This is a genomic window from Vibrio sp. EJY3, from assembly GCF_000241385.1.
Lineage (GTDB): Bacteria > Pseudomonadota > Gammaproteobacteria > Enterobacterales > Vibrionaceae > Vibrio > Vibrio natriegens.
In genome coordinates this window covers 2,087,731-2,099,910 of the sequence record NC_016613.1, presented here as the reverse complement: position 1 = coordinate 2,099,910, position 12,180 = coordinate 2,087,731, and the positions used below count along the sequence as shown (strand labels likewise).

At 44.2% G+C, this 12,180-nt stretch carries 9 protein-coding genes and 2 pseudogenes; 6 read left to right on the top strand and 5 right to left on the bottom strand.

What is annotated here, in order from left to right:
• Positions 1-18 precede the first annotated feature (18 nt).
• Positions 19-489: a YhcH/YjgK/YiaL family protein gene (locus tag VEJY3_RS09460; protein WP_014232240.1), complete on the top strand. Its 471-nt coding sequence runs from the start codon at positions 19-21 to the stop codon at positions 487-489.
• A gap of 204 nt (positions 490-693) precedes the next feature.
• Here the strand turns inward: VEJY3_RS09460 and VEJY3_RS24720 are convergent.
• From VEJY3_RS24720 to VEJY3_RS09435, 5 genes and pseudogenes are all read right to left on the bottom strand, one after another.
• Positions 694-1,819, bottom strand: a pseudogene (locus VEJY3_RS24720) (IS3 family transposase).
• Positions 1,820-2,004: 185 nt separating this feature from the next.
• On the bottom strand, positions 2,005-3,789 hold the full coding sequence (locus VEJY3_RS09450; RefSeq protein WP_014232237.1) for a methyl-accepting chemotaxis protein: 1,785 nt from the start codon (positions 3,787-3,789) through the stop codon (positions 2,005-2,007).
• Between the two features lie 192 nt (positions 3,790-3,981).
• Positions 3,982-4,989 (bottom strand): Ldh family oxidoreductase, encoded by a 1,008-nt coding sequence (locus VEJY3_RS09445; RefSeq protein ID WP_014232236.1) that lies wholly within the window; start codon positions 4,987-4,989, stop codon positions 3,982-3,984.
• A gap of 18 nt (positions 4,990-5,007) precedes the next feature.
• Complete coding sequence (locus VEJY3_RS09440) at positions 5,008-6,024, bottom strand: zinc-binding alcohol dehydrogenase family protein (protein ID WP_014232235.1); 1,017 nt, start codon at positions 6,022-6,024, stop codon at positions 5,008-5,010.
• Positions 6,025-6,046: 22 nt separating this feature from the next.
• A complete protein-coding gene (locus tag VEJY3_RS09435; RefSeq protein ID WP_014232234.1) occupies positions 6,047-7,507 on the bottom strand; it encodes a mannitol dehydrogenase family protein in 1,461 nt (486 codons plus the stop codon).
• A 375-nt stretch (positions 7,508-7,882) separates the two neighbouring features.
• On the opposite strand from VEJY3_RS09435, the gene VEJY3_RS09430 reads away from it, so the two are divergent.
• The 5 genes and pseudogenes from VEJY3_RS09430 to VEJY3_RS09410 all read left to right on the top strand — a co-directional run bounded on the left by VEJY3_RS09430 (position 7,883) and on the right by VEJY3_RS09410 (position 12,135).
• Entirely contained in the window at positions 7,883-8,848 is a 966-nt protein-coding gene (locus VEJY3_RS09430) for a sugar kinase (RefSeq protein ID WP_014232233.1), read from the top strand.
• 11 nt (positions 8,849-8,859) lie between these two features.
• Entirely contained in the window at positions 8,860-9,480 is a 621-nt protein-coding gene (locus tag VEJY3_RS09425) for a bifunctional 4-hydroxy-2-oxoglutarate aldolase/2-dehydro-3-deoxy-phosphogluconate aldolase (RefSeq protein WP_014232232.1), read from the top strand.
• 14 nt (positions 9,481-9,494) lie between these two features.
• Positions 9,495-10,583, top strand: coding sequence for a 3,6-anhydro-alpha-L-galactonate cycloisomerase (locus VEJY3_RS09420; RefSeq protein WP_014232231.1), 1,089 nt, complete (start codon positions 9,495-9,497; stop codon positions 10,581-10,583).
• Between the two features lie 81 nt (positions 10,584-10,664).
• Positions 10,665-11,051: pseudogene (locus VEJY3_RS09415) on the top strand (VOC family protein).
• A gap of 163 nt (positions 11,052-11,214) precedes the next feature.
• Positions 11,215-12,135 (top strand): DUF4382 domain-containing protein, encoded by a 921-nt coding sequence (locus VEJY3_RS09410; protein ID WP_014232229.1) that lies wholly within the window; start codon positions 11,215-11,217, stop codon positions 12,133-12,135.
• Positions 12,136-12,180 lie beyond the last annotated feature (45 nt).

The window sequence follows — 12,180 nt, the reverse complement described above, 5'->3', positions numbered from 1 at the left end:
ATATTTAGAGGACAAAAAATGTTATTTGGAAATATACACAGATTAGAACTAGTCGGTTATATCCACCCAACAATGAAAGCATTGATTCGAGAAGCTTGGGTTCTCGCGAACGATGAATCTATAGAAGACGGTAAGTATGAGCTTTCACATCAGGGCGCTTTCGTTGTGTTAGTGTCTGCGAATACAGAGCCGTTAGAATCTCGTAAGGCTGAGTATCATAAAGAATATATTGATGTCCAAATCGTTAAATCGGGGGAAGAAAAACTTGGCTATTCGAACCATCTATCGGCGGATAAACTGGCTCTCGTACGTTTGAACAATGATGTGGACTTTCTGCGTGACGTAGAGCAAGAGCAGTTTGTTTCGTTGCGAGCGGGTGACTTTGCGGTGTTTTATCCGAACCAAGTCCATCGCCCCTTATGTGCCGTTGAAGAGCCTTGCAAGGTTGTGAAAGCGATCATCAAGATACCGTATACTTTGCCGGTTTAGCTTTTTCTTTGTAGCACTTTGGTATCACTGCTAGATTAACAAACATTACGTAAAAAGTGGCGTCAGAGACGATGAGCAATATTGGTACAACTAAGCTCTAGTTGGATAGTAGTGATAGCCCATCAAAGTCGACCCCATCGATGACATCTCGTAATCAATAACCTGTGTAAGACCTGTAATATGGCAGTGACCTACCCCCAAGAACTATTCCAAAACTTTGTTAGTGGTTCTTGTTAAATTACCACTGTTTCGTGCCGTTCTTGTGGTCGCTGCAAACTCAGACGGTGTCAGGTAACGCAGAGCTGAGTGGGGGCGATTTTCATTGTAATCCAATCGCCAGAGGCTGATTAGGTCACGAGCATGACTCAAATCCCTAAACCAGTGCTCGTTTAAACATTTATCTCTGAACTTACCATTAAAACTTTCAATATAAGCATTTTGTGTCGGTTTCCATGCCTGGATTAATTTTAAAATCACACCATGCTGATAAGCCCATTGGTCGAGCGCTTTCCCTGTAAATTCTGGGCCTTGATCCGTTCGAATCGCTTCTGGATAACCTCGAAAAGTAGGGATAGACTCCAGTGTGGTCATAACTTCATCCCCGAGATCCCTGTAGCACCAGGAATATCTAGGCAGTCCTTTGTATAGTCATCCACAATCGTCAGGCGTTTAATCCGTCTGCCGTTACTGAGCGCATCCATCACAAAGTCCATAGAGCAATAGAGCAAGTGTGATTTGGTACTGAAGGAAGCAAGAGAGGCTCTCGCACAACACTCTGTGATTTTCTACTGGTCGTTAATCCTAATTCGCAGTACAAGCGATAAAATCGCTTATGGTTAACATCAAAACCTTCTCGCCTAAGAAGGCGATGGATTCGACTATAACCAAATCGACGTCGTTCCAATGCCACCTCCTTTATACGAGCCTGAAGCTTATCATCCTCGCGGTAAGCTTGAGGTTGATATCGCATTGACGCGCGTTGAATACCGACGAGCAGACAGGCTCTTCGTTCTGAAAGCTGGGTGCCTTTCTGAATGACTTTGACAGCCTTGCGTTTGTCCTAGACGGTCAGTACTTTTGGCTGAGAGCTATTTTCAGTGCTTCTGAGTCCAGCAGCGTTTCAGCCAGCAGCTTTTTGAGCCGAGCGTTCTCGTCTTCCAGCGCCTTAAGGCTGCGGGTTTCAGAGATATCCAGTCCTGCGTATTTTTACGCCATGTATAGAAAGTCGCATCCGGTATCCCATGTTTGCGGCAAAGCGCTCTGGCGGGGATACCTACTTCCGCTTTATTTAAAATGGCAGGATTTATTGTTCATTGAATCGTTTTTTCATGTTCATCATCTCCTTAGTTGGATGCACATTACTAAGTATAGACTGGACTAGAATAAGGGGATCTGGTTAGTACCGATTAAACCTCATATTACAAAACTCTTCACGCCACAAATATTAGGCTATAAATCAATGTCTTTAATTGCTCGGTTTTATGATGTTTATAGACACTTATTAAGTCATTATCATTAATGGAGTTTGAATCGCTTAACTATGTTTTCCAGTGATTGATTGGTCGCGGCTAATTGCTCCATGTTAACGGTTGCTTGCTGAGAGTTCGTATCCAAAACCTGAACCATTTGGTTCATCGAAGTCATATTTGAATCAATCTCACTACTGACTTTAGTTTGTTCGGCAGCAGCTTGAGCGATCTGTTCACTGGTTTCACCAATGGCATTGATGGCATTGATCACCTCTTCGAGTGATTGTGTTATCTGTGTTGTTGACGCCGAAGTTTCTCTGCAGCGCTGTTGAGTGTCATTCAGTGAAGTGACGACCGTTTCGCTACTGGAGTGCAAAGAGTTCAACATCTCATTGATCTGGCTAGTACTGTCTTGAGTTCTTGCCGCTAAAGCGCGAACTTCATCAGCGACAACAGCGAAGCCGCGGCCTTGTTCGCCCGCCCGCGCAGCTTCAATTGCAGCATTGAGTGCAAGTAAGTTAGTTTGCTCGGCAATCCCGCCAATCACACCCAGCACAGAATGAATTTGTTCTACGTCCGACACCATCGAGTTAATTGAGCTCGACATCACTTCAAACTCTTGATTGAGCGCGTCAACGCTTGCTACCGCAGAGTGAACGACATTATCGCTTTGTTGTGCATGAGTAATGGCTTGCTGAGTAAGTTTGGCAGAGTGGGAGGCACTTTGTGAGACTAGCTCGGCCGTTGCACTCATTTCTGTCACTGCCGTTGCCGCTCGTTCCATCTCTTCGTTATGCTGTTGTACCATTTCTTTGTTTGACACTGTTTGCGTATGGAGTTGATGGATTTCGGTTGTAGAGTGACCACTAAGCCCTTGAACCTCTCGAAGCATGGTATTGAGTTGTCGAATGAACTCGTTGATGCTTTTCGCGATATTGCCTAAATCGTCATCGCTTTTAACGATGAGTTGTTGGGTTAAATCACCTTCACCATTGGCTAGTTCACCAACTAACGTTCTTAACTCTACAATTGGTTTGTAGGCAAAGTGAATGATTGTCATGCCAATGGCGACTAGGAGCACAGCTGCGAACAATGTGGTCAAGAGGATCTTTTGGTTGAGCGCTGAGGTGTGTGCGTCGATGTAATCACTGTCAACGTGCCCGATCACCTGCCATTGCTGTTGATCGAATTGAATCGGTAGGGTAATGCTATGAGTGTTTGACGAGTCTTTGTTCGTGAACAGCATTTGAGCGTTGTTATCGATGAGTTCAATGAAACTGCCTTCGCGATTCAGCATCGAAAGGTTATCTAGTGATGGTTGCAAGTTAATTTCGAAGATATCGATGCCACCGCTACTGTCTATAGATGGGTGTGCAATGGCAATGATAGGTAAACCATCTACGTGCTCGATAGAGCCAATGTAGTCGTTTGTCTCAGCAAACTTAGCTATTTGGCGGTATCGCGCCTCTTGAGTTGCGTCTAACTCCAAAAAGGTTGGAGGATTGTTCTCTACAAACGGAATGGACGGGTCTGGGCTGAAAACCGAACCATACATCACTTTTGTGATGCGGTGGAAGCTTGATGATTCGAGTACTTGTGCTACATTTGATAGGTTGACGGGAATGCTGTTAGCCAATTGGATATAGTATGAAAACTGATTTTCAAGTTGTTGGCTTATCAGCGATATTTGAGTTTGTACAGCTCGAGTGTCTGATTCAACAAACTCATCTTGAATAAAATATCGAGAGCTCATGAACGAGACAGTGATTGAAGCAAGCAACAGTGTGAGAATGACGGTAAATATTGTTGTTTTGAAAGATAACCGTTTCATACCTTTTCCTAGAAGTTTCACGCGTTAAAAGTAGTGACAAGTGCTTTATTTGAGTTTGGTGTGCATGGTATTTGCGTTGGGTTATGCAATTAAAAAAGGCTACACCCCGTGACTATCGAAGGGAATGCAGCCAAAAATTAACTAACAATGAAGAAGTTAGCTAAAGAGTAGGACCTAAATCCAAAAGCAAAGTTAGCTAATAAGGTAGTCATATACACTTTGCGCAACTGGGATGCCCTGCTCTTCACACTGTGCCTTGTACTCGACCTGAGGGTCATTGGGGGCGCGAACTTTATCTACTCCAGGAACTGGGCGAACCTCACGTAATTCTCGCATCATTACCGCCATAGTGGCGGAGAAGAGCGGTGTGCCCAGGCGAGTTGGGTCGATAATGATGACAAGGCTAGCTAGTTTACGCATCTTGTCGTATTCACCGTACATGCGAGTGATGTGGTTGCCGAAGTTAGCACCCATCAAAACACCTGTTAGTGCGTCAATTGCCAATGCGATACCTGAACCTTTGTGGCCTCCAAATGGGAGTAGGTTTTCTACCTCGTGAGGGTTGGTTGTTTCGTTACCTTCTTTGTCGATAGCCAAACCTTTACCAATCTTTTGTCCCGTTTCTTTGGCATGCAGCAGCTTACCAAATGCCGTTGCGCTGGTGGCCATATCAACGATCATTGGGTGAGAGCCTTCAACCGGGAACCCAAAGGCAATAGGGTTAGTACCCAAGAAGCGCTCTGCGCCGCCATGAGGTGCAACACAAGTATCGGTTTGAGTCATTGCAATCGCAATCATGCCTTGTGATGTTGCTTGTTCCATGAAGTAAGACAGTGCACCGCAGTGAGACGTGTTTTTCACGGTCACAAAACCTAGACCTGTCTCGGCTGCCATTTCAATACCGTGCTCAGTTGCTGCAATGAGTGCAGAGTGACCCATGCCATCATCAGAGTCTAGTATCGCGACTGATGGAGACACTTGTTCGATACTGAATTTCGCTTGTTTGTTTAAGCCACCAGCCGCTAGGCGAGTGCAGTAATGTTCTACGCGCATTACACCATGAGAGTGAACACCCGTTTTGTCAGCGTGCACCAACACATCAGTAACTTCTTGTGCAGTTGCAGCATCTAGCCCAGCCGCAGTCAGCTTGCTAAGGGCCAGTTCACGAAGCTGTCCTTCATTAACACGTACAGTTGTCATAATTTAATCCTTAATTCCTTAAAAGTTGATAACGCCTTTAACCAATTCGCGGTTTTCTACGACATCTTCGTTGTAGCGTTCGCCGAACGTTTGAAAGTCGTACTCTTTGTTTTTCATAATGTTTTGAGAAACCTTGCCATCGGCCATGAGCTCAATCACTTTTTCGAAATCTTGACGAGTCGCATTACGGCTGCTCAGCAATGTGGTTTCTTTTTTGTGGAACGTTGGATCATCTAGAACCAAATCACCTATATAGAGACCGATAAAAACGATCTTACCGCCGTGGCGAATCAGCTCTACGCTTCGACTCATCGAGCCTTTGTTGCCTGTAGCGTCAAGGACGGTGCAGGGTAAGCGACCGTTAAACGCGTCTTTGAGCGCTGCTTCGTAGTTATCTTCAAGAGGGTTTAGTGCTAGCACACCTAGGTTTACCTCAACGTGTTCACGGCGACCTGCATCGACATCAGCAACCGCAACCGTTGCGCCTTCTGCTTTTGCAATTGCTGCGGCAGCAAGACCAATTGGACCTGAGCCAACAACAAGAACATTGTTACCTTGACGTACTTCAGCACGGCGCACTGCATGAGCACTGATAGCAAAGCACTCAACCAACGAACCTTCAGATGCGGATACATTTTCTGGAAGCTTAACCAGGTTATCTTCGTATACCGCTAAGAACTCAGAGAAACCTCCATCTTGGTGTACACCGTACAGCGAAACGTTTTCACAACAGTTCGTTTTGCCTTCTTCACAAGCTGCACAAGTGCCACATGGAATACACGGAATAACAGAGAAGCGTTCACCAACTTTTGCACTCTTACAAGCCGCACCGACTTTTTCGGCAGTGCCACAGATTTCATGACCTAATACACGAGGGTAAGAGAAGAACGGCTGACGACCTGCATAAGCGTGAATGTCAGTGCCACAGATACCAACCGCATTGATTTTAAGAAGTACCTCGTTGTCTTGTATTTCTGGAATATCACGTTCAATGTACTCGATTGAGTGAGGTTCGTTACAGATTAGCGTTTTCATGTTAATACCTTAATTTTTTGAATTAGTGAGTAAGCTCAGCGAACATCGCTTTGATGCCATTCTCTTCGATGAATTCGAAGGCGCTTAGAATTTGTTGTTTGAATAACTTGTGTTGCTCTGCGTTGTCACCGAAAACTTTTTCTACTTTCAGCAGCGTTTCAGCGATTTGTAGTTTGTCATTAGCTCGAGAGGCAATGTCGGTGAACTCTTCTGCCAATGGGTCAGCTAGAGCTTCACCTGACTTAATCGTGTTGATGACGTAGTGCATCCATCCGGCGATGAGAACAGGCAAGCAGCGCGTTGCGATTCCGCGATCGTACAATGTGAGGAAAGGATCAACCGCTCGTTGTGGAAGTTTTTGCGAACCGTCCATCGCGATTTGTCCGGTCTTGTGCTTGATGTTCTGGTTACTAAATCGTGCGACTAGCAGTTCGGCATACTGTTCTAGATCGACACTTAGGCTTGGGCTAAGTGATTTGGCTTGCTCTTCTCTCATTAGAGTCAGAGTGACTTGGCGCAACTCTTCGTCTTGCATACATTGATAGATGTATTCATAGCCCGCTAACGTGCCGTTATATGCAAGGAATGAGTGGCTACCATTGAGCATGCGGAGCTTCATCTCCTCATACGGAAGCACGTCTTCTACCAACATTGCGCCTGCTGCTGTCCAGTCAGGTCGACCTGCGACAAAGTTGTCTTCAACAACCCATTGACGAAAGTCTTCACACACTACGCCACAAGGGTCGCGATACCCTGTTTCTTGTTCAATTACATCAAATTGGTCAGGAGTCATAGCGGGGACAATGCGGTCGACCATCGTGCTTGGGAACGATGCGTTCTCTTCGATCCATGCACAAAGTTCTGGGTTACAAAGTTCTGCGAAGTCCAGTACTGCATTACGAGTGAGATGTCCATTTTCAGGAATGTTGTCACAGGACATAACACTAAATGCAGGTAGACCGAGTGCTTTGCGCTGCTTAAGAGCCTCGGTGATCAGACCAATCGCAGATTGTGGTTGAGTCGGGTTATCAAGGTCATGAGCAATCAGTGGGTTTGTGGTGTCAAGAACACGTGATTGTGGTTCAACACAGTAACCTTTCTCTGTAATTGTCAAAGAGACAATCTTAACCTGTGGCTCAATCAACTTGTTTATTGCAGTAGCGATGCCAGTATCTGGTGTATGGATTTGCTCAGTGATCGTGCGCACTAGACGGGTTTCTGTTTTGGTCGCAGATTTCTCGACCACAGTAAATAAACCGTTTTGCGTTTTCAAATCATCGATCAGTGCAGAAGGTCCAAACATGTTTATTTCACAAATGCCCCAACGAGAGCCTGTTATGTCATTTGTTAAGTCGTTATAAACAGCTTGATGTCCGCGGTGAAAAGCACCAAAACCAATATGCACAATGTTTGTTGCAAGTTCTTCACGAGCATACGTAGTTTTCGTTGTGTATCTCGCTTTCTCAATATTTAAACCGTTCATGTTCAACCTTTGTAGTTAATTGATTAACCAATGCGTCATTTATACTGTGGAGAAGTGGTTATTTCAGTGATAAAAGTCACAGATAGCATACCAAATAATTTTTATTGGTCAACCATAATGGGGCTGTATCTGTTTTTGTGATTTAATTAACGTTATATGTGATGTTTTTGAGTGGTTTCATAAAATCTTTGGACCTTATTTTTGGCCCTTATGAGGGTTAAAACAAGAACTGTGATCTTAGTTGGTAAATCAAAAGTTTGATTGGTTGACCATGTGGCGTCTCTAACTTAATATCTTTTACATTCCTTTGCTGGAGCGTATTTCAGCAAATATATTTGGTTTCAAGATTAAGATTAAGATTAAGGTTGAATGACAATGAGTTTGGAAATAAAACAAGATACGGAGTCTAGCTATAGCGATATTCTTAGCTTTGGTGAGCCAATGTTTGAGTTTAGCCAAGTTGGACAAGCAGGTTCAGGCCAGCCTGATTTCTTGAGTGGTTTTGGTGGTGATGCTTCGAACTTTGCTATCGCAGCAGCAAGACAAGGCGCATCAGTTGGAATGTTGACACAACTTGGCGACGATGAATTCGGTAAGCGTTTTGTTGAGCTGTGGGAACAGCAGGGTGTTAGCAGTTCAGCTGTGTGTATACTACCAAATAAAGCAACGGGCGTTTATTTTATTACGCACGATGATGAGGGACACCATTTTTCTTTCTTGCGTAAGAACTCTGCGGCCAGTTTAATGACACCGCAAGACTTACCATCAGATGCGATTGCCAATGCTAAGCTTCTTCATATCACTGCTATTACTCAGGCGATTAGTGATTCAAGTTGTGACTCAGTGTTTGCAGCAATTGAAACAGCGAAAGCGCACGGCACTCAAGTGTCCTATGACACCAACTTGCGCTTAAAGCTATGGTCACTGCAACGCGCTCGCGCCATCATTAATGAAACCGCGTCACTAGTCGATGTCTGCTTCCCTAGTATTGACGAAGCACGCTTGGTGACTGGCCTTGAACATGCTGACGATATCATCGATTTTTACCTAAAAGCAGGCGCGAAAGTTGTCGTACTTAAACAGGGTGGTGACGGTGCGACAGTGGCTAATGAGCATATTAGGCATTTCATCCTTCCGCATAAAGTGACACCTGTTGATGCGACCGCTGCTGGTGATTCATTTGCAGGCTCATTCTGTACGCATTATGTCAACGGAGAGTCTTTAGAGCAGTGTCTTGCGTATGCAAATGCCACCGCGTCTATCACGATTACTGGTTTTGGTGCAGTTGCCCCTTTACCGACATTTGAGCAAGTGCTTGAGAAAATCAACGAATCTAAATAGGGAGCAAAGAAATGGATCTCAATCAACGTTTAGCTAAGCTCAAAGTTGTGCCTGTGATTGCTGTAGATAATGCGCAAGATATTTTGCCTTTAGGTAAGGCGCTGGTAGAGAATGGTTTACCAGTCGCAGAAATTACCTTTCGCTCTGACGCGGCGACTGAAGCCATTCGTTTACTTCGTACTACTTATCCAGACATCTTGATTGGTGCGGGTACGGTATTGAACGAAGCTCAAGTAATTGAGGCAAAAGAGGCGGGTGCTGACTTTATTGTTTCTCCAGGCTTGAACCCAATCACAGTAAAAGCATGTCAAAAACATAAAATAACCATCGTCCCTGGTGTAAACAGCCCATCGTTGGTTGAGCAAGCTCTTGAGCTTGGTGTTGATACTGTTAAATTTTTCCCAGCAGAAGCGTCGGGCGGTCTAGCGATGTTGAAGTCGTTGCTTGGCCCTTATCAACAAATCAAAGTGATGCCTACAGGTGGTATCAATCAAAACAACATTCATGATTATCTGGCTCTTCCTGCTGTACTTGCTTGTGGTGGTACGTGGATGGTGGATAAATCACTGGTACATAAAGGTGCTTGGGATGAAATTGGCCGATTGGTCAGAGAAATTGTCGCCGCAGTATAGAACAGGTATGAGTAATGAAAACAACAATCAAAGACATCAAAACGAGACTGTTTAAGATTCCGTTAAAGGAAATTTTATCTGATGCAAAACATGGTGATCATGACCACTTTGAGCTGATCACTACAACGGTCACGTTAGAAGATGGTTCGCAGGGAACCGGCTATACTTATACTGGTGGCAAAGGCGGTTACTCGATCAAAGCGATGCTAGAGTATGATATTCAGCCTGCGCTAATCGGCAAAGACGCGACGCAAATTGAAGAGATCTATGACTTTATGGAGTGGCATATTCACTATGTCGGTCGTGGCGGTATCTCTACATTTGCGATGTCTGCGGTAGACATTGCGCTTTGGGATCTAAAAGGTAAACGAGAAGGCTTGCCGTTATGGAAAATGGCTGGTGGAAAAAACAATACCTGTAAAGCGTACTGTGGTGGCATTGACCTTCAGTTTCCACTTGAGAAATTGCTCAACAATATTTGTGGTTATTTAGAAAGTGGCTTCAATGCCGTTAAGATCAAGATTGGTCGCGAAAATATGCAAGAAGATATTGACCGCATTAAGGCGGTTCGCGAGCTGATTGGGCCAGATATCACCTTTATGATCGATGCCAACTATTCGTTGACAGTAGAACAAGCGATCAAACTGTCAAAAGCGGTAGAGCAATATGACATCACGTGGTTTGAAGAGCCAACATTGCCAGATGACTACAAAGGTTTTGCTGAGATTGCTGACAATACAGCGATTCCGTTGGCCATGGGGGAAAACCTTCACACCATTCATGAGTTTGGTTATGCAATGGACCAAGCAAAGCTTGGCTACTGCCAACCAGATGCCTCAAACTGTGGTGGCATTACCGGTTGGTTGAAAGCGGCGGACTTGATTACAGAACATAATATCCCAGTGTGTACTCACGGTATGCAAGAGCTACACGTAAGTCTTGTTTCAGCGTTTGATACAGGTTGGCTAGAGGTGCACAGCTTCCCGATTGATGAATACACCAAGCGTCCTTTGGTTGTAGAAAACTTCCGCGCTGTGGCGTCCAATGAGCCGGGTATCGGGGTCGAGTTCGATTGGGACAAAATTGCTCAGTACGAAGTGTAAACATGTAGACTTTGAATCCAAACCCCTCTTTTGAGGGGTTTTGTGTTTTAATCAGACGATAACTTATTTGAAGTTGAAACTATGAAATTATTAGGCATCCATCACGCGGCGATAATCTGTTCTGACTACGTAAAATCTAAATCGTTCTATTGTGATGTGCTTGGGTTAAAGGTACTGGCTGAACATTACCGTCAAGAACGCGACTCTTATAAGCTAGATTTGCAGTTACCTGACGGTTCACAGATTGAACTGTTCTCATGTCCTAACCCGTCAGCCAGAGTGAGTGGCCCTGAAGCGTAAGGGGTACGTCATCTGGCTTTTCGCGTTCATTCTGTTGAGCAATACGCTGAATACTTAAAGGGCAGAGGATTAGAGGTCGAAGCCATTCGTGTCGATGAATACACCGGGAAACACTTCACCTTTTTCAAAGACCCAGATGATTTGCCTCTAGAGCTCTATCAAGTGTGATGTTCATTCCACGGGCTACTTGTTGATTGGAAAAGATCAATCATCGCATACCCTAATGACGGATTTCTGGCATTGAATAGATAGACTGCGCGGCGTTTATCCTTATCCAATGGAAATATAATAAATGAATACAAAACTTGTAGCAGTGGGCTGAGCTATTGTCTTGCTTGCGGGCTGTAATGATAGCAACTCAGACAACCCAACCAATTCAAACGAAACTGCGTTGGTCTCTTTTGCTGTCTCAGATGCACCAGTTGATGATGCAACTGAAGTTGTCGTGGCATTTGATGCACTTGAACTAACTCATGAAAGTGGCCAGCGCTACTACCTTAACGTTGTTGATACAGATGAAGACAATGATTACCAGCGAATCAATTTACTCGATTATCAAGGAAATGATTCTCGTGTAATTCTGTCCGATGAACGCATTGCGATCGGAAACTACAGAGAATTGATTGTCCATACCAAGTCAAATCAATCTCTTCAATGGGTTGAGGCAAATGGCAATCACAATCTGAAAGTGCCTAGTAATAAGTTAAAGCTAGGTGGATTTGAAGTCGACACTGAAACCGTACAAGCATTTACAATTGAATTTGATCTGCGCCAATCTCTGGTTTTACGTGGGAATAATAGCAACAACAATGGATACAACCTGAAGCCATATGGAGTAAAGATTGTTGATAATGGTGCTGCGTCTTCATTATCTGGTCATGTTGACCCTGCTTTGTTCACTGAGGGGGACGCGTGTACGGCTAACGGAGGAAATTTTGTTTACTTATACCGAGGTCATGACCATGAAGAGGGTACATTAGTCGACAATATCGATACTCAAGATGAAGATTATCTTGATGACTTTGAATTACCAGAAAACTATTCTGCTCCATATGTATTAACAGAGGTTTCTGATGAAGGGGAGTACTCCTTCGGCTTTATTCCTTCAGGAGACTACACAGTGGCGTTTACTTGTGGTGCTTATATTGATGACCCTGTTCAATACGATCAGATAAAGATTGCGAACCCTACTGAACAAGTAAAAGAAGTGACACTGGAGTCGACCAAAGAACACGTTGTTGATTTCAAATAAAATTTAGTTGAAATCAATTAAAATAGGGAGCCTAGCGCTTTCCTA